Source organism: Clostridium celatum (assembly GCF_021412605.1).
GTDB classification, from domain to species: domain Bacteria; phylum Bacillota; class Clostridia; order Clostridiales; family Clostridiaceae; genus Clostridium; species Clostridium celatum.
Map to the genome: position 1 here is coordinate 30495 of NZ_JAJKGM010000022.1, position 22955 is coordinate 53449.

A 22955-nucleotide genomic window follows, 5' to 3' on the forward strand; every position below is an offset into this window, starting at 1 on the left:
CATTAGAATATATTTTCTCTACTTTTAATTAATTATATTTTCTGAATCATTTAATAATATTAATTCTTCTGGATAAGGCATAAAAAATGTTTGATTTAATAAATTATCTAATTCAAATCTTATTATATATCCCTTAACTAAATACAATAGAACAGAAAAAGGAATATATCCATTTCTATATTTATCTATTGTATTCCAAATAAATTGCATTTCTTCATCTGTAATTTTATCTTTAAATTGTTCTACTGCCTTTAATATAACATTTATATTAGATGTATATCTCGGTGCCCTTTGTAGCAATCTATGTAAATTAAATTCATATTCTTTAAAAACAGTTTCTAAATTATCGGGTTCATTAAAAATTAAAGAATCTAATATCTTAGAATATTTATGATTATACGCTATAAATAACATTGTATTTTTTATATGGAATTTCCTTAGTTCATCAAAATTTAGTGTGAGCTTTGCTTTTCTAAAATCCGCTAATATAAAAATTCTTGATAAAAAATGTTCTCTTATTTTAAAATTATTTAATCTTCCCTCATCTTCTAAGGGTAAATATGGGAAATGTTCAATTACCTTTTCAGAAAAAAATCCTTTTCCTTTTTTTACTGCACTACCTTTTTCAATGCTAGAATAAATTTTAGCATCTTTTACTCCGCATGAAGGTGATTTACATTTTAATATAAATCCATCTATTTCTTTTAAATCACTTAAAAACTTTTCAGAGCTATTTATTATTTCATTAGTTAAATTTCTTTCAGTTTTAAGTTGTATTAATTCTTTTTTTTCATCTAATTCAACTATTCTGAGCGTATCTCTTGGAATGCTTAAACCACACTGAACCTCTGGACAAAACGGAATTATTTCAACATACTTTTTTAGTTTTTCTATAAATTCATTTTCTATCATACTTCCATCATATCTACACTTATCAAAGCCTAAACATTTGCTAACAACCAAAATCGGTTTCGTATTATTATCCATAGCATACACCCTTTCTAATCTATGTATTTATATTTTCTGTTTATTTAATACTATTTATTCAGCTTAAAAAACTACTATCAAAGTAAAAAATTCCAGTAAACTTAGCTCTACTAATTTTTTATAGAACTAAATATACTAGAATTTTTATACAAATTCTCATATTCTATTAATCCCGCTACATAAAATCATAAATGAAAATGACCTTAATTTAGGAATACAATTATTGGCAACGGTATATAAACCATTTTTATATGCATTTTTATCATCTGCTAAAACAGTCCAATATCCTAGCGTTGATTTAGGAGCATCATTATTTACATCATAACTATCTATACTTGTTCCATTATATATTACTAAACATTGTCCTAATTTACCTAAATCTATATGTGAAATTATCACTCCACTAGTTTCATCATTATTTGCAAATTTAAAATTGATATTTTTTTTAATTATTTCAGAATCACCTATTTTAAAGAATGGTAATTCCTTTCTTATTTCTATAAGCCCCTTATAATAATTAAACACCTGAATATATTTTATTTTATCACTCCATTTTATAGCATTAATAAAATCATCACTTTTATAGCTGTTATGATCTCCTTGTTTTGTTCTTAAAATTTCAGATCCTTCCTGAATAAAAGGTATACCTTGTGCTGTCATTAAAATACCTATACCTAATAAATTTTGTCTTACAAACATGCTATCAAAAGAATCTGCTGGTATATTTTTTCTATAATTACCATTTACCACATTGTAGTTTTGACTCTTCTCGATTTGATCCCAAATAGTATAATTATCATGAGCATCAATATAATTAATGCTTTCATTCGGTTTACTTGTTATTGTGTATACAGATCCCTTTAATCCTTCTATAATACTCCAATTTATTGTTGAATTATATTGATTTCCATTAATATATCCTTTAGAAGGATCATTATTTCCTCTTATTGCATCTCTAAAAGTATCATTAAATATAGAAAAATTTTGATTTTTTTGTGATCCTTTATACGTTCCATTTTTTATAGGTGAATTTCCACCCTTCCATGGTTCTCCATATACTAAAAAGTTTTTATCATATTTATTAGATTTGCTAACTATTTCTTTAACAGTATCAATATCTATCAATTCCATTAAATCAAACCTAATTCCATCTATATGATAATCTTTAATCCAATGCATACATGAATCTACTATAAACTTTCTAACCATTGGTCTTTCTGTACACATTTCATTTCCACATCCAGAACCGTTAGTATATCTTCCTAAATAATCAGTTCTAAAATAATATCCGGGCACTATATTATCCATATTTAAAGTACTCATCATATGATTGTAAACCATATCCATAACTACCCTAATTCCTTTATTATGAAATTTAAATATCATTTCTCTGAATTCTATAATTCTATTTACAGGATTATATGGATTTGTACTGTAACTTCCTTCTGGAACATTAAAATTTTTAGGATCATATCCCCAATTTCTATTATTAGAGTTAGGAAAACGTTCATCTACAGATCCAAAATCAAATACTGGTAACAAATGAACATGTGTTATTCCAAGCTCTACAAGATGATCAATACCCGTTTTTACAATTTTATTATTTTTTTTATCCTCATAATAAGTATTCTCCTGTACTGCGCCTAAAAATGTACCCTTCAATGCATTAGATACACCTGAAGTATTATCAATTGTAAAATCCCTTATATGCATTTCATATAATATAGCATCATCTTTGCTTTTAATTTTAGGACTAACATCATTTTTCCACCCATAAGGTTTTGCTATAGTATCATTTATATCTAACACAAACCCCTTGTCACCATTGACCCCTACAGAATACGCATATGGATCAACGACATAAGTTATTCTATCATCTATTTCTCCGTTACTATTAACTTCATTAAATGAAAGTTTATATAAATAATACATATTCTCTACATCTGATCTATTTAATACAATTTCATATACACCACTTTTACTTAAATAGCCCATAGTAAAAGTTTCATACTCTTCTCCTATTTTATCATTCCACTCCTTATATAAAAGTAACTCTACCTTTTTTGAGATAGGAGCCCATAACTTGAATGATACTTTATCTCCATTAAAAGTAACGCCTAAGTCATCTTTATAATAATAAAATTTATCCAAATATTTTCCCATTCTAACAATACAAGGATTATACATATTTGATGTTGTTACAACTACTAAATCATTAGCTTTTATATCATCTGGTAAATTTGTAATTACAACTTCTTTCCCATGAGTTATAAATGTTATATCTTCAACTTTTTTATTGTTAATATATAAATCAAATCCAATTCCTATGAAAGGCTCGGAAGTTAAATGTACTTTTATTTTTTCTTTATCATCCATTACAGCATACTTTATATTTGTTAAACTTATGATTATTGCATCTTTTAATGAGTCATAATATCTCCCATCTCCAGCAATTATATATATATTTTTATTGTTGCTACTTAAATCAAATGAATTAGTTTGCTCTTCCCAATAATTTACCCAGTCACTTCCCCATCGTTTTTTTCTAATAATTATATTTTCATTAGGAGCATATACAGCAACTCCAAAATCTGTATTTATGTCAAAGTTAAATTCTTTTCCATTATTATTTTTGCCATAACTCCATACATTCCATATAAAATCATTTCCTTGATAATTATTATCCTCTATATAAAAATGTACTAAGGTTCCTTGATAATCTTTCTTAGAAGCAATTATTTTCTTGCTTGTAAATAATCTTTTATCTTTTGTATGTGCATTTACAATTATTTCTTCCCCTTCATTTACAGTATTATCTACAAACAAATAACCATTTTTTATATAGATTCCTTTAACTTCATTCTGCAATGACCAAACTATCTCCGGAAAAGAAACCTTTCCATATAATCCTATAGCTATTGCAACTAGTTCTATAGGTGAAAATTTTGTAACTACATTATTCGATGTATATATCTTTAATACATCATTTACATTTTTCCATACAAAACTAAAACTATTTTTCTCTCCATTTTCTGAATCTATCCAATGTTCATTTCCATTACAATCTATTAATATATATTTATATCGATATTCTCCATTTTTAAGTCCATTATCAAATTTAATTTCCTTCATCATTTTTAATATTCCATCATTTACATCAACTTGCCATCCTAATTTATATTTATCTGATTTTTTCCAATTATTAAAATCACCTACAACATATGCATATATTATTCCATCACATTTTGCTGTAAATCTTATAGTATTAGATATAGGACATAAATCAACTCCATAAATACCATCTTCATTATTTGTAATATATTTTTTTTCATTAAATTCCATTGTCCTCATAAATTCACCTCAATTTAATTCTAGCCTATAAATTCTATTCTATACTAGATTGACACTTCATATTATGTGGTAGTTAAGCACTAGCATTATTATATCATTTTTGGTTAAATTTTCCTATTATTTCTTTAAAGTTAATCTTTTTTTATAGTAAAATTTTAATTTTATAAAATAAAAAGAGTAAACCTTATTCGGTTTACTCTTTTTATATTTCTATTCTACTTGTGTTAATAATCTTCTCATAACATCCTTTAACTTACCTAAGCCTAATTCTTCATTAGCAATAACAATAACTGCCTTGATATCATTATCCGAAGGCTCCCACTTATACGCTTTAAAATCAACGATTGAATCTTCTGGTAAATATTCTTCTAATTCAAATCCTAATTCTTCTGTAAAAGCCATATATTCTTCAAATAATGTATCTTCATCTGCTTCTGAAATATCCATATCATCTTTTATTTCTTCATTTAACACATCAATACTTAAACTTAAATTGAAAGCAACAATATCTTCTCTTTTGGATCCTTTACTCATATCCTTTATAACTTTAAATTCAGTATTTTCCTCTATTATTTTTTTTATATCATTACTATCAATAACTCTATTTCCAAATGCTATATACATAATTTATTACTCCTATTAATTATTTTATCTTTATGTTTTGTGGTGTTGTAAATAAACTCTTAAATAAGTTATCAAAGCCATCATCTTGAATAATAACTTCTTCCTTATTATCTACATAAAACTTGTCCATAGTACTCATTACTAAATCAAATTTTTTTAAATTATTTTCTTCTAAAAGCACAGTATATAAATATGCTAAATGATTTTGCATATATATTTGTATATTTTTAAGCTCTTCTTTTGTTATCTTTCCTTCATTTAATAATTCCTTTACTGGTCCATTGTTAAATGAAAAATATGCAGAAGATCTAGCAATATCTTCTATATACTTTTGTGGTTTTTTTGTCATAATATCGCACCTCAAATTATTTATCAAATTGTTTTATTTTGATAATAATTATATCATATTATATATATTTAAGCTATTATTCTATACTGCAAAAATGTTTTCAGCATACTTATTTATTATATCTTTAAACCAATACGTATACTTTTGAGGATTTAATTCAATATCTTTAATTACCTCTTCTATAGTAATCCATTTATATTCTTTAACTTCATCCTTATTTATAAATATTTTACCAGTATATGTCCCTATAAAAACATGATCTATCTCATTTTCTATAAGTCCATCATCAAATCTTACCTTATATGAAAATACAAAGCTTTCATTCAATTCACATTTAAATCCCATTTCTTCTTCAATTCTTCTTAATGCTGCCTCTTTTAAAGTTTCATTTTCACGTTGATGACTACAGCAGGTGTTTGTCCACAATCCAGGCGAATGATACTTTTCTAAAGCTCTTCTTTGCAATAATAGTTCTTTCTTATCATTAAATATAAAAATTGAAAACGCTCGATGTAATATGCCTTCTTTATGAACTTTTATTTTTTCTTCTACACCTATCTTTTTATCATTTTCATCTACACATATAATAAATTCTTTCACTAACAATATTCTCCCTTAATAGATTATTATAAATATACAATATTTAAATATAGACATCGTAAATTTACGATGTCTATATTTAAATTAATAATTATTCCTATTTTTTCTTAAATAAAATATACAATCCCATTATTCCAATTACGGCTCCCATACCAATTAAGGCCATAGTTTTCTTATCTAAATTATCACAACAACTACATGAGCATTCTTCATCATAATTATTTTCATCTAACTCTTCAGTATCAGCATATTCCTCTCCATCTAAATAACTATATTTATCATTATCTACACTATTATCAAAGCCGTCATCTTTGTAAAAAGCAATATAGTCATCTTCTTCACAGCACTCTTTATCATATTTTCGTTGGGTAATTGCAGGAACCTTTACTCTTTTATTTAAGTTATCTATGACTTTACTTAAGTTTACCCCTATACTTTCATTCATAAGTATCACCTCAACTTTAGTATAATCACTTTTTTATTTATTAATTCAGATTTATGTAATTATATATTATTTATTAATTTTTTAATTTCATTTTTTTCATATATATATTTACTATTATCACTTTCTGCATCACATACAATCTTTAAGTATTCATAAGCTTCTTCATACATCTTTAAATGCTTATAACACATTGCAATATTAAAATATACACTAATGGTTCCTTCATCTAAATCTATTGCCTTATCAAAATTTATTAATGCATTTTTATAATCACATTTTTTAAAATAATATTCGCCTAAGCCTATATAACCTCTTCCTGATTTATCATCTAACTTTAATGCATCATTAAAGTAAATAACAGCATTATCAGCATCATTCAAGTATTTTAATTTTATCCATCCAATAGTAATAGATATATATGCAGAATCATTATTATTTAAGTCCTTAGTAGATAGAGCTTTTTCACCTATTCTTATAGCTTTGTCATATTCTTTTAAGTTAATATATATATCCATTAAATATGCTATTACAAAAAAGCTTGTAGGATTATCCTTATATAACATTTCGAATACTTCTTTACTCTTTATATACTCATTCATATAAAATAAAGTTTCTCCTTTTAAACTTAAAGCAAAGCTCTTATTTCTACACTCATTCTTTAGTCCATTATCAATCATATCTATAGCTTTATCAAATTCACCTAAAGTCATATAGCAATCTGCAGCATATGCATAAAAGTCCGAATTATTTGTATTATTTAGTGCATTTAATACAAACTCTAATGCTTTCTCTGTATCTTCTGCCATTAAATTATCATATTTATTTAAAAATTCTCTGTTTAGTTCCATTTTTTCCTCCTAGTTAATCTATTTATTTAAACAAATCTAAAATATCTTCTTCATTTAAATTTAAAATAGTATTTTCTTTTAAGTTATCATTATTTAAAATGCTATTTATTAAACTTTTCTTCTTGTTTTGAATTAAATTAATTTTTTCTTCTATAGTATCATTTGCTATTAATTTAATAACTTCTACAACGTTTTTTTGCCCAATTCTATGACTTCTATCAGTTGCTTGATCTTCAATAGCAGGATTCCACCACGGATCAAAATGTATAACTATATCTGCATTTTGTAAATTTAATCCTATACCTCCAGCCTTTAGACTTATAAGAAATACAGATTTTTCTTCATTATTAAATTCATTTATAATTTCCTCTCTCTTTTTTGAAGAAATAGTTCCATCTAAATAACTATAAGATATGCTCTCATATTTTAGTCTTTCTTTTATGTTTTTAAGTACAGTGGTAAATTGTGAAAACACCAAAATTTTATGTCCTTCATTTATACTTTTATGCAATAATTCAACTAAAACTTCCAGCTTCCCATTTTCTCCTATATAATCATTAAGAATTACAGTTGGATCTAATACTAATTGTCTTAGTTTTGTTATATATGATAATATTTCAATTTTACCATTGTTAAACTCATCATCTTTAATTTTTTTCTCAACTATCTCTAATACCTTCTTAGAGTATATGTTATACACCCTTTTTTGTTCATTTGGTAATTCTACTTTTATTATCTTTTCGATTTTAGGTGGTAATTCTATAGCCACGTCTTTTTTATATCTTCTTAATATAAATGGATTAATCAATCTTTGTAATTCATCTAATACTTCTTTACTTTCATTTAATTTTCTATGATATTTTACTGTAAATGTGTCCTCATCATATAAATATCCTGGCATGATAAAATCAAAAATTGACCAAAGTTCTAAAGTTGAATTTTCAATTGGTGTTCCTGTTAGTGCAATTCTCATATCACTATTTATCATTTTTATATAACGTGAATTTTGGGAATTTGAATTCTTAATATATTGTGCTTCATCTAATATAACATAATTAAAACTAATTTTAAGATAATCTTCTATATCATTTTTTATTAATGTATATGTTGTAAGTAATATATCATAATTTTTATAATCCTTTAATATAAAATTTCTTTGCTCTTTACTTCCATTTATAATAGCTACTTTTAAACTTGGTGCAAATTTTTCAATTTCACTTTTCCAATTATATATTAAAGAAGAGGGGGCAACTATTAAACTATTACTATTTTTTTTAGCTGATAAAAATGCTATTGTTTGAATAGTTTTTCCAAGCCCCATTTCATCTGCTAATATAGCACCAAATCCAAGTTCCTCCATAGTTCTGAGAAAACAATATCCTTTATACTGATACTTCCTAAGATATCCATTAAAATTTTTAGGTAGTTCATATTGTAATTTATCTATATTATTGAATTTAGATTTAATATTTCTTAAATATCCTTTTCCCTTTAAAAATTTCATTTGATATTTATTTAAATATTCATTAACATATAGTGCTTTATTTTTATTAAATTCAATTTTATTATTTATAATTTTATTATTATCTAATGAATCTATTAATCTTAAGAAATTTTTTAATTGTAGGTCTTCAATATCTAAAAATTCACCATTTTTTAATTTATAGTATTTTAATTTATTTCTAAAAGCACTTAATACTTTATTTATTTCTTCTTCATCAATATCTTTTATATCAAATTTAAGTTCAAAATAATTAAATTTTCCTGGATATATATTTGCTATTATACTTTTTGAATTAAGTTGCTTTATTCCTTTAAAATTCTCAGAATAAAACACTTCTCCAACCTCTTGTAAGTTATGTATTTTATATTTAAAGAAATTATATATATAATCATCGCCAAAAGTCATATAAAATCTATTGTTAATATTATCAAAACCTAAACTTTTCATTAGTGATAATACACTTTTTTCTTTATCAGTATCTCTATAAATCACTTTTTCTGTAAAATTATCAAAGATATTAAACTCATACTTATCATATTTAACCTTTAAATCTAATACATAAAAATCATCTTTTTTATCAAAATAAAACTTAAACTCAGGGCTTGCTAATATTACTTTTTCTTTAATATTATTAGATAAGTTTAATGTTAAATCTAAATTAAGTATTGTTGGTATTAATTCTTTAAGAATTCTACCTTCCTCATTCTTATCTATTAAAATCTCTCTATTTCCTCTAAAGACTATATAATATGATTTTATTCTATTAATAAAATTTTTATCTGGTAAGTATATAGTGGTTCCTGAAATCATAATATCTAACCTATTATTTATCAATATTGGTAATTCTTCATCAAGTGAAATTTTGTAGGTATTTTCTAACAATAAAACGCTAATATTTAGTTTAGGATTTGTTTCTAGTATCTCTGCATCAACAGGCCTACTAAAAAATCCATCATTAAAATAAATTCTACTTCCCTTTACTATACTAAAAAACTCTCTCATTAAATATTTAGGTGGATATATATATTTCCCATTAATTAATTTATCATATGATTTTATCATTTTTATATTTCTTTTTTCTATGTCAAGCAAATCATATATATATCTAATTAAACTTAAATCTTCATTAGAAATTTTTTGTTTACTTATATCAAATGTAAAATCATTACTAAATTTTAAAGGTACTTTATTTTCATAATATATTAAAAATTGCTTAATATCTTTAATAACATTCAACTTATTAGAAGGCTTATTTTTTAAACCTATTTTAAATTCTACAGATATAGAATCTCTATAATCTAATTTATTAAAATAAACCTCTATTTTTATTTCTTCTTTTTTATTTATATCCTGAAGGAGAATATCTAAAGGATTATCTATACTACTATACTTCATGCTATACACTCTCCAAATTTATCAATTACATGTCTCTTCTTAGATTAATATCATCTAATTCTAATTTTATCTAAAAAACATAAAAAAACATATATTAAATAAGCTTTCTGTAAATCTAAGAATCACTTAATGTAAAAATTATATCATAATTATTCATATTTGATAATTTATACATACTACAAAAAAGAAGAGGTATTTAAACTTAACCTCTTCCTCTTTCACTATTTATTTTCTAATCTATCTAACTTTTTATTATACATATACATACTTGCTGAAACAGCAAATATTATGATATATCCAATAACACTATATTTATCTGGTAATACATTAAATATAGTTAAACTAATAATAGCAGAGAAAATAATATTTGTGTAATCAAAAATAGATATTTCTTTAGCTGGTGCATATTTATACGCTATAGTAATACCAAATTGTCCTATACTTGCAAATACACCTGCTAATATTAAATAAACTAATTGAAGTAATGTCATTTGCTTATATACAAGTATCATTAAAGGAAAAATAACTATTGTTGAGAAAAATGAAAAATAAAAAACTATTGTATAATATTTTTCACGTCCTCCTAACTTTCTTAGACAAGTATATGCAGCAGCAGCAGAAATAGCACCTAAAATCCCAATTATTGAAGGAATCATATCAAAATTAAAACTAGGCTTTATTATAAATAATGCTCCTATAAAAGCTATTAAAATAGAAATAGCTTGTCTTAAATTAATCTTTTCTTTTAAAAATAATGCTGAAAAAATAATTACAAAAAAAGGACTTAACTTATTTAACATATTTGCATCAGATAATATCAATTTGTCTATTGCATAAAAATTAAACACTATTCCAATAGTACCAAAAAGCGAACGCATTATTAAAATCTTTTGATTTTCTAACTTACCAAATAAACTCTCTCTTTTTATTACTATTAAAATAAATGCAATTATACATGATACTAAGTTTCTAAAAAATGTTTTCTGAAATGATGGTAAGTCACCTGATAGCTTAACAAAAGCTGACATCATAGCAAAACCAAATGCAGAAATTATTATAAATATTATTCCTTTACTTCTATTACTAATATTATTCATATATCCTCCTATTTTTTTATATTCTTTATATAGATTATCATATATATTTTACATATTCTATACTTAACTTTATTATAAAATATAAAAGAGGCATATATAATTCAATATAGCCTCTTTCATTGATTAAAATTTTACATTTGAAACTTGCCTAACCATATTAAGTTCAACTTCTGATTCTACTTGAATAAGTGTTTCATTCCAATCCTTATCAAACTTTATTTTAAATATTTCAACATCATTTTTATTATTTACTGGTGCCATAGCAACATATTCAGTATTATTGATAAGTTTTTGTTCTAAAATAGCATACTCAACTTTATTTCCTTCATCATCTGTAAATTTCATAGTCTTTTCTGGCATATAAATCTCTCCTTTTAACTTTATAATATTAGTATTATATAAATAAAGCTAAAATATGAATAAAAATATATAACCTATACTTTAAATTAGTAAATACTCAATTAAAGTATAGGTTATGAAAAAATTATTTCAATATATCATTTAAATATTTTCTAAGATCTAAATCTAAAGAATTATCTCTTAAATACATTAATTTAGCATTAATTTGTTCATCCTTATTATGTAAAGAATAGAATGTAAGGGCAGCTTTAAGTCTTAATTCTTCTGTAACACCAGATAAATCTACATTTCCATCTTCATTTCTTAATATTAATGTAGATTTTATTTTATTATCACTTAATGCTATAGCCTTTAAAAACACTAATTGTTCCTTAGTAAAAGTACCTGTTACATTTATTAAGTTTAAGGTAGTATCATAAGCACCTTCAATATTCTTATCATAAATATATTTTTTATTATATACTTGTAATACCTTTATAATCTTATCATTACCCTTTACTTGTGATAAAAAGTTTAACGTCTTAACAACAAACTCTTCTTTATAATTCTTCATAATATAAATTATTGAATCAACTATTTTTTCTGTTTCAATATTATTTTCTGCTAATTTACATAATAAATTAACACATTTAATACTATTATTATTACATTCATTAGCAATTTTAAGTAGTTCATCAACTCCATATTGTTTAAATGCATAAAGAATAGTTAAAACAGCATTTTCAATAGCCATTCTCCACTCTCCAAGCCCATCATATCTTCCATTCATAAAATGTGGCTTAGCAATTCGTTCATGCAAATATACTGTTAAATCATCTATATTTTCAATTCCTATAGTTTTAGCTGCTTCTAATGCTGCTATCTCCATGCTATTAAATGCAGTAGATTTATCAACAACCTTTAATATTTCACTTACTATCAATCGATTTATTTCTTCTTTAGTTAAATTTTCTTTATTATGATACTCTTCTTCATTACTTACTATAAAATTATAATTAAATTCTTCATTATTATTTTCATTTTCTACAACATCAAATTCATCAATTTCTTTAACTTCTAAAATATCATTAATTTCTTCTTCAACTCTATTTTCTTTCTTCTTTCTAAAAAAATCAAAAACACCCATATTATATTACCTCCTGTCTAAAGCTTCTTCACTTATAACTTCAATATCTAATGCTTTTAATAATTCAGTTGTTATTCCATTCCCTTTTATCTTATTTCCTGTAAAAGTACCATCATATATATAGTTTACTCCACAAGATGGACTTCCTTCTTTTAATATTGCTTTCTTTATATTTAATTTTTTTGCAATAGTGGCTACCTCTCTAGCACCTTTTAAAAAATTTTCTGTTACATCTTCTCCATCTTTATTTAGTATTTTCCCATTTTTCTTTATTATATTTAAAGTATTATCCTGAAGTTCACTAGGCACTCTTGGAGTAGATAACCCCCCTAGTTGTTCAGGACAAACTAATATAGCTTTTCCAGAAATAAATAACTCATTACATTTTTCATTATAGTTATTTAAACCGTTATATTTACAATTAACTCCACATAAGCATGCGCTAATAATATACATAAAAACCCTCCTTAATATGCTAATTATAGCATATTAATAGAGGGTTTAAAATGACTTTTAAACTTTATTTTAATTCTACAATTGTAACTCCATCTCCACCTTCTCCATATACTCCTAACCTATAGGATTTTACATGAGGATGCCTTTTTAGCATATCGTTTATAGCTTTTCTTAAAATTCCTGTACCTTTTCCATGAACTATTGTTACTTCACCTAAATTACTCATATATGCTTCATCTAAATACTTATCTGTTCTGTAACAAGCTTCTTCTGAATCCATGCCTCTTAAATCTATTCTACTATCAACAGATTTTAAATTTAATTTAACTTCACGTTTTTTCTTTTCTTTCTTTTTAGGTTCTTCATTTACTTTCCTTAAATCCTTAAGTTTAACATTTATTTTCATAATACCAGCTTCTACTTGAACTTCGCCTTTATTATCTGGATTTGAAACAATAATTACTCTTTGATTTAATGAAGGTAAAAATGCTTCCATACCTAATTGTACTTTTTTTATAATTTCCCCTTGATTTTCTCTTGTTTTAATCATTGCAGCTTCTTTTTCTTCTAAGCTAGCCTTTAATTTTTGTCTTTCTTGCTCTAGTCTATTTCTTCCACCTTCTGCTATGCCCATTTTTTCAAGCTCTCTCATAGCTTTAACTATTTCATCAGCTTCATCTTTTGCTTTGCTTATAATATTTTTAGCTTCTAACCTTGCTTCTTCATATGCTTTATCTCTTATCTTATCTAATTTGTTAATTTTTTCATTATATTTATTTTTTAGATTTTCAGCTTCATCTCTAAGTTTTTTAGCTTCTCTTGCATCTCTATTAGCAAGTATACTTTTCTCTTGAAGATCTCTAATTAAATCTTCAAATTGTAAATTTTCCTTAGACATTGAATTTTTAGCTTTTTCTATTACATCATTACTTAATCCTAATCTTCGTGATATTTCAAAAGCATTAGATTTACCAGGAATTCCTATTAATAACCTATATGTAGGTCTTAATGTTTCTACATCAAACTCTACAGATGCATTTTCAACACCTATTGTTCTTAATGCATAACCTTTTAACTCACTATAGTGCGTAGTAGCTATAATTCTAGCACCTCTGTCTCTTAAAGTTTCAATTATTGCTATAGCAAGGGCTGATCCTTCTGCTGGATCCGTTCCTGAACCTAACTCATCAAATAATACTAAAGAATCTCCATCTGCATCATCCAATATTGTTACTATATTAGTCATGTGACCTGAAAAAGTAGATAAACTTTGTTCTATACTTTGTTCATCACCTATATCTGCAAATATTTCTTTATAGAATCCTACACTAGAACCATCTTTAGCAGGTATTAGTAATCCACTTAATGCCATTAAATGAAGTAGTCCTACTGTCTTTAGTGTAACTGTTTTACCCCCAGTATTAGGACCTGTAATCATTAGTGTAGTAAATTCATCTCCTAAATACACATCTGAAGGAACTACTATTTTTTGATCTATTAAAGGATGCTTTCCTCCAATAATATCGAAACTTTTATCATTTCTTATTTTAGGTAAAATTGCATTTAATGAAGAAGCATATTTTCCCTTAGCAAATATAAAATCTAATTCCTTTAATATATTGCTATTACTTGTAACTACATCGATATTATTATAAACCTTTGAAGAAAGCTCACTTAATATTCTTTCTATTTCTGCCTTTTCTTTTAACATAAGCTCTTTAATTTCATTATTTAAATTTACTAAACTCATAGGTTCAATAAAAAGAGTAGCTCCTGTTGAACTTTGATCATGAACAAGCCCTGGCACAGCTCCTTTATACTCTGCTTTAACAGGAATTACATACCTGTCTCCTCTCATTGTATATAAGGAATCTTGAAGATATTTTGAATTAGCTCTTACTATTGAATTTATTTTTTCTCTAACAGAGGAATTTTTTTCTTTTAAACTTCTTCTTATATTATATAAAGTTCCACTTGCCTTATCGCTAATTTCTTCCTCAGAAATAATTGCATTATCAATTTCAGATTCAAGCCCTTTTAATGGTACTAAAATATAAGCCAAATCTTCTAAATGCTTATATCCAATTTCCTCTTCTTTTCTTACTACATACTCTTTAAAGCGACGTGAACATCTAAGCATTGAACCAATCTTTATAAGTTGCCCTGGTGTTAAAACTCCACCTTTAGCAGCTCTAGCTATTTCAGCACGAGTATCATGTAATCCTTCAAACGGAGGTGTACCTTTTCTGATTAATATATCTAAAGCTTCATTTGTTTCCTCTAATTTCTTTTCAACTTCATATATAGATTTATATGGCTCTAAGTTATCTATAAGCTCTTTTCCACCACTAGTTATTGCATATTTTCTTAGCTTTTCTTTAACTTTATTAAATTCTAATATTTTTAAAGTTCTTTCTTTCATAAACTTCTCCTAAATTTGATTTTTAAAATTATTTAACTCTTTTTTAAATTTTTTATTGTAATAAATAATAAAAAATAAAACTATAATTGAAACTATTAACATAACAATACTAACTAAATTGTCATTATTATGAGTTTTCCCTATAAATAACGATATAATTATTAGCATAGCCGCTATTGTTATAGCCAACAATATTATTGTTTTCTTCCAATTTTCTTTTACTTTACTTGTTACTTTTAATTTGTTGCTATTAGATAACTCCCTAAACCATATACTTTTTATTTCAGATGATGCTTCTCTCATCTTTATTATTCCAAAAATAAATACTGCAATTAAAGAAATACTTGCAATAAACTTCATATACTCACCTCTTACTCTATTCCTCTTCTAAATTGACCCTTTGTAAATTCTTTTTTCTCGTAAGTCATATTATTTTTATAAATTGATAGTATTCTTTTAACTTCATCGTAATTTTCATCTCTAAAATCAAATCTTAATATATTTATTCCCATAGCCTTTATATCATCTATTTCATCAAATAAATTAAGTGGTACTGGATTTAAAATATAACTTCTACAGAATAAATCTGTCATAACTCTATTTTTCTCATTTACTCTATCAATTAAAGTGAATTTATCTTTTGAGCAAATTCCATTACAATTAACATTAGTTTTTCTTCCACCAAAAGTACTACCAATAGGACAATATTCACTTATCATAAGTTCAGGCTTTCCATAAACAACTAAAGAAATATTTCCTTTATTATTCTTTGTTATGGACTTCATTTCAGTCTTATTTAATTCCATACTTAAAGTAGGTGCATAAATTTCTTCTTGGTAAAAACTAAGACTTTGAGAATTCATTATATTTAATTTATAATCACCTATTATTTCTAATTTATCTTTAAATACACTTATTAATCCTATATTTGCAGTTATTAGCCCTTTTATATACGGCATAACTTTTTCTATAGTATTACAAATTTGTTTAAATTCACCCTTAATTATTGATGATGTCTTAATATATATATTTACATTTTTACCTTCTTTATTGTATAAATCAACTATATCATTATATCTTAATGCATTAAGTTCTCTACTAAATAAATCAATAGCAACATCTGTAGCTCCACATTCTATTAAAGCTTTTAATTGTTCTTTTGTTATACAGCTATAAATTTCCTTTAATTTTTTATTTTCTATATATGTAGAATTTCTAGACTCTGTATTTTTTATAGGTCTTACACGTCTATATTCTTTACAAATAGATTTAGTAAGTGATAATATTGCATCTCTTCTTAAAGAATTTAAATCTGCTATTCTTAAAAAACCATCTTCAAAACTCTCAAACTCTATATTATCAATTTTAAATTGTGTATCTCCACATTTCTTTATTGCTTCTGCTACTCTTTCTTTATCTAAAGGTCTCTTTTCTGCCTTTTGTACAACTTCACCTAAAAAAGCATACTCCTTATTTTTATATTTAATTATTAACTCTAAAGGTTTATCTACAATAAAATTAACTCTTGCATCTAATGATATTTTTTTGGTATATGGCTTTATATACTCTTCTAAATCATCAAATAACTTTTTATTTAAGCTTTTAAAAAGATTATCACCTTTTTTATAATCAATAGGAAATAGCTTTACCTTATCTCCCTTTTTACCTTCGTTAATCTCCTTACCATTTAACAGTATTTTACTAACAGTAAATCCTTTATCCTTATATCTTACACCATCACCTAGAGATATATTTTCTTGTAATATAATTTCACCTAATGAATCAACTTTTCCTAGAGGAACACCTGCATTTTTAGGTGAATTATAGCTCATCATATCTCTTCCTGTATTACTTTTTAAATAAGCATTAGTAAAACCACTTCTATTAAATAATTGTAATAATTGTCCTTTTCCTTCTTTTTCATTATATTTTTGTTTAAATAGATATTTATCTACTGCTTTTCTATAATTATCTACCACTCCAGCTACATATTCTGGTCTTTTCATTCTACCTTCAATTTTTAGTGAATATGTACCACTTTCAATAATCTCATTAACATTTTCAATAGTACACATATCTTTTGGACTTAATAAATATCCTCTTTGCTCTCCAGTTTTTTCACCTTTTAGCGTATATTCCATTCTGCAAGGTTGTGCACATCTACCTCTATTTCCACTTCTCCCACCTATAATGGAACTCATTAAGCATTGACCAGAATAACTAATACAAAGCGCCCCATGTACAAACATTTCTGTTTCTATTAACAAATCCTTCGATATATGTTTTATTTCTTCTAATGTCATTTCTCTAGATAAAACTATTCTATGGAAGCCTTTATTCTTAAAATAGACTGCTGCTTCCCCATTATGTACTGTCATTTGAGTTGATGCATGAAGTTCAAAATCTGGATACTCTTCTTTAATTCTTTTAAACAAACCTAAATCTTGTATTATTAATGCATCTACACCTATTTCATAGAGATATCCAACATATTTTAATGCTTCCTGTATTTCATTTTCTTTTAATATTGTATTTATAGTTACATAAATACTTACACCATAACTATGAGCATAATCTACTGCTTTAAGCATATTATCATTATCAAAGTTAGATGCATATGCTCTTGCAGAAAATTTATTTCCTCCTAAATACACTGCATCTGCACCTTTATTTATTGCTGCATATAGACTTTCCATGCTTCCTGCTGGTGCTAGCACTTCTATTTTATTCATAAAAATCTCTCCTAATTTTAATTTCTTTTATATTTAAAATCTAAATTTAATCATAGTATTTTTATTTTAAATATATATTATTAATCTTTTGTTTACTTAATTTATAACATAAATAACCTTAGTTTTCTATATTTCTTAATTACTTGTTTATTATTAAGATAAGTCTGTCCAATATTTGAACAGACTTATCTTAATAAAGGATTTTTTTCTTTTTTTTCAATGGCTAAATCAAACTGAGCATCCATTAATTTCTTTTCTAAATCCAAAACCTTGTATTTAAAATTTTGCACCTGAAAACCTAACTCTTTGTTACGCTCCTTTAACATTTGTCTTTTCTTTTTACTGTCTTGTAATTCACTTTCCATTTGACTTACTTTATTTGTTAATGAAGTAATCTTTTCTTCACTCTTTATTTTAATATCAGTTGTTATTTCTTTAAACTGGATTTCTTTTTCATCAAACTTTTCAATTAATTGTTCATGATTATCTTTCAAATTATCATTTTCTAATTTCAACTTATTTATTTCACTTTTATTATTAGCTTTTTCTTCTTTTAATTCATTGTTTTCAGAAATTAAAATAGTATTTATTCTTTGAACTTTTTGTAATTTACTTGTTACATCCTCATAATCCTCAATAGCAACCATGTTTTTAATTTCTTCTGTACAATTATCTAGACTATTTGTAAGCTTATCATTTTCAGTTTTTAATTTGTTAACTTCTTCATTTAGAATTTCTATGCTTCTATTTTTTTCTTCTAGATTAACCGACAATTCTTCTACTTTATTTTGTAAACTTTCCTTTTGAGCTTTTATACTTTCAAACTCTCTTAATTTTTCCTCCATAGAAAAAATTATATTTTTTAATGAATCAACCTCATTTGCTCTTGCCTTTGAACCTTCTTCTATCTCTACTTTAAGTTCCCTTAACCTTTCCTTTAAAGTAAGATGGCGTTCTTCAAGCGAGTTTTTTTTCTTTGTTATATCATTTATTTCTAAGTCACATTTAAAAAGCTCATCTGCTATATTTACAGCTGTTAATACTGCTGCAGAACCTATACTAAGCTTTTTATTATTTACAGAAATTTCTCTTATCTTACTATCAACGTAAGCTGCAACATCAAGTAAATACTTTTCATCTTCTTTTCCTCTTAAGTTATATTCGACACCATTTATATTAACCGTTACCGTATTCATTCTACACCTCTCACTATGCTAATTTATGAAACAATTATATCATAATTAACATAAAATAACTATAGAAAACATCATAATAAGATATACTAAATACTTGTATTTTACAATTATTTGTCACATAATTATATATTAAATTTAATTTTCAGTAAAATATTTCAATTACAATAAAACCTTTGATTATTAAATTTTATACTGTTATACTTTTTTTGAGGTGTTTATATGACAGATTTAAATATGTTAACTAAATGTAATCTTTGTATAAGAAATTGTAATATTAATAGATATGAAAAAACAGGTGCATGTAATAGTGGTAAAAATATCAAAATTGCTAGAGCTGCTCTTCACTTCTATGAAGAACCTTGTATATCAGGCAAAAACGGATCAGGTACTGTATTCTTTTCTAATTGCAATTTAAAATGTGTATTTTGTCAAAATAGTGATATTTCACAAGATGGAAATGGTATCGAGATATCTATAGAACGTTTATCAGAGATTTTTTTAGAACTTCAACACAAAGGAGCCAATAATATAAACTTAGTTACACCAACATCCTATGTTCCACAAATCATAGAATCTTTAAAAATTGCAAAATCTAATGGTTTAAAAATTCCTATTATATATAATACAAATTCAATTGATTCATTAGATACAATAAAATCTTTAAATGGTTTAATCGATGTATATTTACCTGATTTTAAATATTTTGATGATAAATATGCAAAAAAATATTCAAAGGTATCTAACTACTCTAAAAATGCATTAAATGTTATTAAAGAAATGGTTAAACAAACAGGTAAACCCATATTTAATAATGACGGACTAATAACTAAAGGTGTAATAATTCGCCACTTATTATTACCTGGATTATTATTTGATTCAAAAAAAGTAGTAGATTTGATTTATAGTACATTCAAAGATGATATATATATATCATTAATGAATCAATACGTTCCTTTATTTGAAGCTTATAAATATCCTGAGATAAATAAAACTTTAAATCCTAAATTATACGATTCACTAATAGACTATGCTTTATCTATAGGCATAAAAAATGGATTCATTCAAGGTGAAGGTTCTAACTCAATAGAGTTTATCCCAAAATTCAACAACGAAGGCTGTTAATAGCTGAGACTGTAGTAGATTATATCTTTCTACAGTCTTAGCTTCTTTTTATTTATATATTTCTTTATTATAAATAGATAAAGGATAGCTAATTAAACTATCCCCATTTTGCTAATTACTCCATCTATAATTTGCTTTTTCTTTTGATCTAGGTACTCACCATAGTATTTTGCTTCATCCTCAATAGTTAACGCAGAAACCACTTCTTCATCAATTTCTGATAAAACAATTTTATTAATATCTAATCTATATCTTTTAGATATAGTATTATATATTTCGTTATACTCTTCTAGTCCTCTACATTTTTTATATTTTCTAATTAATGAATCAAGTGATGTATCATATTTTTTTATTTTAAATACAATTGATTGTAATGCTTTTGATTTATTCTTTAAAAAATATATTTCATAGGCTTGTTTCTTTTTTAATAGTTCTTGAATACTGTAACTATTATTATTTACATCAAATTTAACAACTTCTCCATTAAAAGCTTTCTCTAGTATCAATTGAAGTAATGTATCATTATTTGTATTTTCCCCATTTAAATATGAAGTACCTCCAACAATTTCAAGTGATTTTTTTAATAAATTTATTTTTTCATCTAATACTCTAGTATTTAAGTCCATTTCCATCCTCCGTAAAATTAAATAATATACTTTTCTTTTTTATCTTAGAAAATATATTTGCTAGTATTAAGATTATACAAGATTCTATGATGTTTTGTAAAATGTATTTATTAATTTTTATAGGATATTACAATATTATTTTACTAAAATATAAGTTATAATCAATATGAATTTATCTGAAGAGAGGTTGTATATATAAAAGTTAAATGTATAAATAATACTTTATGTGATAGTCTTACTATAAATAAAGAATATTATGTTATTGAAGAGGGTACTGAATATTATGTAATAGTTGATGATTTACAAAATGAAACAACTTGTAAAAAATCAAGATTTACAGTTATTGAAGATGGAGATTTAGTCAAAAAATGTAAAGCTACAATTCACGAATTAAATCACCAATTAAATAACAATTTTGATTATATTAAATCCTTTGTAATTAGAAAAAATTCTAAGGGAGAAATCAAAGAAGTTATAATAAAATTTAAATACGATAAGTAAAAATAATAAAGGATATGTACAAGCTATATACATATCTTTTATTATTTTTCATTTAAACTCTAAAATTATATCTTAAAAAAGGTTAAAAAGAAATTTTATACACATGTTTTTTAAATTATTAATAATATATCATATACTTTTATTTTCTTAACTTAGGGGATGATAAATTGGAAAACTTTAAACTTTTGACTCTTGAAGATAAAGACTTATTTAAGAATTATGAAAATATTATTGATACAAAATCTTATGAATATTCATTTGTTTCATTATATTTATGGCGTAACTTAAGCAACACTAAATTTTCAATTATTGATAACTGTTTAGTAATAAATAAAAATGAACCATCTAAAGGAAATTTTTTTATGATGCCCTATGGTTATAAAAAAGAAAATCTTCAAGAACTAATAGAAAAACTAAAGATTATTTGTCCTACTAATAACATTTATTTACTTGGTGATATTGAAGACACATTTATAAACGATTTGAAAAAATATACTAATCTAAACTATAGAATTATAGAAGATAGAAATGATTATGAGTATATATACAATACTAAAGACTTAATTGATTTACAAGGAAAAAAATATCACTCTAAAAAGAATCAATATAACTATTTTGTTAAAAATTATGATTATACTATTTCAACAGTGGATTCTCTTAAGAAAATTGAAGATTGTATAGGACTATTAAAAAAATGGCATAATGACAACTATGTCTGCTGCGAAGAAATGAGTATAGAAATTTCTGCAATTGAAGATATTCTTCTTAAATTAAATGAATTAAATTTAAGCTCAATATGTATATATGTTAATAATAACTTAGTTGGATTTTCTATTGGTGAAACATTTAAAAACACTGCGATAATTCATGTTGAAAGATGTAATAAAGAGTATAAAGGCGTTTATTCATTTATTAATAGAGAATTTTTAATACGAAATTTTAGTTCTACCACTTTTGTTAATCGAGAAGAGGATTGTGGTTCTACGGGACTAAAAAAAGCAAAATTATCATATCACCCTGTAGAAGTATTAAGGAAATCTCTCATAGCTCTTTAGCCTTAAATACGTTTTTACTATTTAATGTTTAAATATAATTATTAACAAGAGCCTAATATGATATAAATATATCATATTAGGCTCAGACTGCTGACAAAGTGTCAGTAGTCTTTAATTTTATACAAATATGTAATATAATTTAAAATATATTAATTTATT

At 24.7% G+C, this 22955-nt stretch carries 19 protein-coding genes and 1 pseudogene; 3 read left to right on the plus strand and 17 right to left on the minus strand.

Annotated elements, in window-relative coordinates:
- Positions 1-24: 24 nt before the first annotated feature.
- From LPC13_RS10385 to zapA, 16 genes and pseudogenes are all read right to left on the minus strand, one after another.
- Positions 25-987 carry a YbgA family protein gene (locus tag LPC13_RS10385; RefSeq protein WP_040419909.1) on the minus strand — a complete coding sequence of 321 codons (963 nt, stop codon included), beginning with the start codon at positions 985-987 and terminating at the stop codon, positions 25-27.
- Between the two features lie 156 nt (positions 988-1143).
- The gene (pulA, locus tag LPC13_RS10390; RefSeq protein WP_005214925.1) at positions 1144-4338 is read right to left on the minus strand and encodes a type I pullulanase; all 3195 of its coding nucleotides are present in this window, start codon (positions 4336-4338) and stop codon (positions 1144-1146) included.
- A 210-nt stretch (positions 4339-4548) separates the two neighbouring features.
- Positions 4549-4962, minus strand: a complete 414-nt coding sequence (locus LPC13_RS10395; protein ID WP_005214924.1) for a hypothetical protein — start codon at positions 4960-4962, stop codon at positions 4549-4551.
- Between the two features lie 19 nt (positions 4963-4981).
- A complete protein-coding gene (locus tag LPC13_RS10400) occupies positions 4982-5311 on the minus strand; it encodes a hypothetical protein (protein WP_005214923.1) in 330 nt (109 codons plus the stop codon).
- A gap of 81 nt (positions 5312-5392) precedes the next feature.
- Positions 5393-5911, minus strand: coding sequence for an isopentenyl-diphosphate Delta-isomerase (gene idi, locus LPC13_RS10405; RefSeq protein WP_005214922.1), 519 nt, complete (start codon positions 5909-5911; stop codon positions 5393-5395).
- Positions 5912-6008: 97 nt separating this feature from the next.
- Positions 6009-6356 carry a hypothetical protein gene (locus tag LPC13_RS10410; RefSeq protein WP_005214920.1) on the minus strand — a complete coding sequence of 116 codons (348 nt, stop codon included), beginning with the start codon at positions 6354-6356 and terminating at the stop codon, positions 6009-6011.
- 59 nt (positions 6357-6415) lie between these two features.
- Entirely contained in the window at positions 6416-7204 is a 789-nt protein-coding gene (locus LPC13_RS10415) for a tetratricopeptide repeat protein (RefSeq protein ID WP_005214917.1), read from the minus strand.
- Positions 7205-7226: 22 nt separating this feature from the next.
- Entirely contained in the window at positions 7227-10103 is a 2877-nt protein-coding gene (locus LPC13_RS10420) for a DEAD/DEAH box helicase (protein ID WP_234088796.1), read from the minus strand.
- A gap of 221 nt (positions 10104-10324) precedes the next feature.
- Entirely contained in the window at positions 10325-11200 is an 876-nt protein-coding gene (locus tag LPC13_RS10425) for a DMT family transporter (RefSeq protein ID WP_005214912.1), read from the minus strand.
- Positions 11201-11323: 123 nt separating this feature from the next.
- Entirely contained in the window at positions 11324-11560 is a 237-nt protein-coding gene (locus tag LPC13_RS10430) for a DUF1292 domain-containing protein (RefSeq protein WP_005214910.1), read from the minus strand.
- 124 nt (positions 11561-11684) lie between these two features.
- Positions 11685-12686: a hypothetical protein gene (locus LPC13_RS10435; RefSeq protein WP_005214908.1), complete on the minus strand. Its 1002-nt coding sequence runs from the start codon at positions 12684-12686 to the stop codon at positions 11685-11687.
- Between the two features lie 15 nt (positions 12687-12701).
- Positions 12702-13142 (minus strand): annotated as a pseudogene (locus tag LPC13_RS10440) (DUF523 domain-containing protein); the annotation flags it as partial.
- Between the two features lie 64 nt (positions 13143-13206).
- Positions 13207-15564 carry an endonuclease MutS2 gene (locus tag LPC13_RS10445; RefSeq protein ID WP_005214905.1) on the minus strand — a complete coding sequence of 786 codons (2358 nt, stop codon included), beginning with the start codon at positions 15562-15564 and terminating at the stop codon, positions 13207-13209.
- Positions 15565-15573: 9 nt separating this feature from the next.
- Positions 15574-15924: a DUF2207 domain-containing protein gene (locus tag LPC13_RS10450; RefSeq protein WP_195245428.1), complete on the minus strand. Its 351-nt coding sequence runs from the start codon at positions 15922-15924 to the stop codon at positions 15574-15576.
- 11 nt (positions 15925-15935) lie between these two features.
- On the minus strand, positions 15936-18296 hold the full coding sequence (locus LPC13_RS10455; protein ID WP_005214901.1) for a DUF3656 domain-containing U32 family peptidase: 2361 nt from the start codon (positions 18294-18296) through the stop codon (positions 15936-15938).
- A gap of 185 nt (positions 18297-18481) precedes the next feature.
- Positions 18482-19492 (minus strand): cell division protein ZapA, encoded by a 1011-nt coding sequence (gene zapA, locus LPC13_RS10460; RefSeq protein ID WP_005214899.1) that lies wholly within the window; start codon positions 19490-19492, stop codon positions 18482-18484.
- A 219-nt stretch (positions 19493-19711) separates the two neighbouring features.
- On the opposite strand from zapA, the gene LPC13_RS10465 reads away from it, so the two are divergent.
- Entirely contained in the window at positions 19712-20614 is a 903-nt protein-coding gene (locus tag LPC13_RS10465) for a radical SAM protein (RefSeq protein ID WP_005214898.1), read from the plus strand.
- A gap of 92 nt (positions 20615-20706) precedes the next feature.
- Here the strand turns inward: LPC13_RS10465 and LPC13_RS10470 are convergent, their stop codons facing one another.
- Complete coding sequence (locus LPC13_RS10470) at positions 20707-21240, minus strand: hypothetical protein (RefSeq protein WP_040419906.1); 534 nt, start codon at positions 21238-21240, stop codon at positions 20707-20709.
- Between the two features lie 195 nt (positions 21241-21435).
- Between LPC13_RS10470 and LPC13_RS10475 the strand changes: the two genes are divergently transcribed.
- Both LPC13_RS10475 and LPC13_RS10480 read left to right on the plus strand, forming a co-directional pair.
- Entirely contained in the window at positions 21436-21741 is a 306-nt protein-coding gene (locus LPC13_RS10475) for a hypothetical protein (protein ID WP_083875430.1), read from the plus strand.
- Between the two features lie 167 nt (positions 21742-21908).
- A complete protein-coding gene (locus LPC13_RS10480; protein ID WP_195245432.1) occupies positions 21909-22796 on the plus strand; it encodes a DUF2156 domain-containing protein in 888 nt (295 codons plus the stop codon).
- Positions 22797-22955: the final 159 nt, after the last annotated feature.

Excerpts from the sequence above, each read along its gene's own strand:
- LPC13_RS10385 (WP_040419909.1), bottom strand. The coding sequence starts at position 987 with ATGGATAATAATACGAAACCGATTTTGGTTGTTAGCAAATGTTTAGGC.
- pulA (WP_005214925.1), bottom strand. The coding sequence starts at position 4,338 with ATGAGGACAATGGAATTTAATGAAAAAAAATATATTACAAATAATGAA.
- LPC13_RS10395 (WP_005214924.1), bottom strand. The coding sequence starts at position 4,962 with ATGTATATAGCATTTGGAAATAGAGTTATTGATAGTAATGATATAAAA.
- LPC13_RS10400 (WP_005214923.1), bottom strand. The coding sequence starts at position 5,311 with ATGACAAAAAAACCACAAAAGTATATAGAAGATATTGCTAGATCTTCT.
- LPC13_RS10410 (WP_005214920.1), bottom strand. The coding sequence starts at position 6,356 with ATGAATGAAAGTATAGGGGTAAACTTAAGTAAAGTCATAGATAACTTA.
- LPC13_RS10415 (WP_005214917.1), bottom strand. The coding sequence starts at position 7,204 with ATGGAACTAAACAGAGAATTTTTAAATAAATATGATAATTTAATGGCA.
- LPC13_RS10420 (WP_234088796.1), bottom strand. The coding sequence starts at position 10,103 with ATGAAGTATAGTAGTATAGATAATCCTTTAGATATTCTCCTTCAGGAT.
- LPC13_RS10425 (WP_005214912.1), bottom strand. The coding sequence starts at position 11,200 with ATGAATAATATTAGTAATAGAAGTAAAGGAATAATATTTATAATAATT.
- LPC13_RS10430 (WP_005214910.1), bottom strand. The coding sequence starts at position 11,560 with ATGCCAGAAAAGACTATGAAATTTACAGATGATGAAGGAAATAAAGTT.
- LPC13_RS10435 (WP_005214908.1), bottom strand. The coding sequence starts at position 12,686 with ATGGGTGTTTTTGATTTTTTTAGAAAGAAGAAAGAAAATAGAGTTGAA.
- LPC13_RS10445 (WP_005214905.1), bottom strand. The coding sequence starts at position 15,564 with ATGAAAGAAAGAACTTTAAAAATATTAGAATTTAATAAAGTTAAAGAA.
- LPC13_RS10450 (WP_195245428.1), bottom strand. The coding sequence starts at position 15,924 with ATGAAGTTTATTGCAAGTATTTCTTTAATTGCAGTATTTATTTTTGGA.
- LPC13_RS10455 (WP_005214901.1), bottom strand. The coding sequence starts at position 18,296 with ATGAATAAAATAGAAGTGCTAGCACCAGCAGGAAGCATGGAAAGTCTA.
- zapA (WP_005214899.1), bottom strand. The coding sequence starts at position 19,492 with ATGAATACGGTAACGGTTAATATAAATGGTGTCGAATATAACTTAAGA.
- LPC13_RS10465 (WP_005214898.1), top strand. The coding sequence starts at position 19,712 with ATGACAGATTTAAATATGTTAACTAAATGTAATCTTTGTATAAGAAAT.
- LPC13_RS10470 (WP_040419906.1), bottom strand. The coding sequence starts at position 21,240 with ATGGACTTAAATACTAGAGTATTAGATGAAAAAATAAATTTATTAAAA.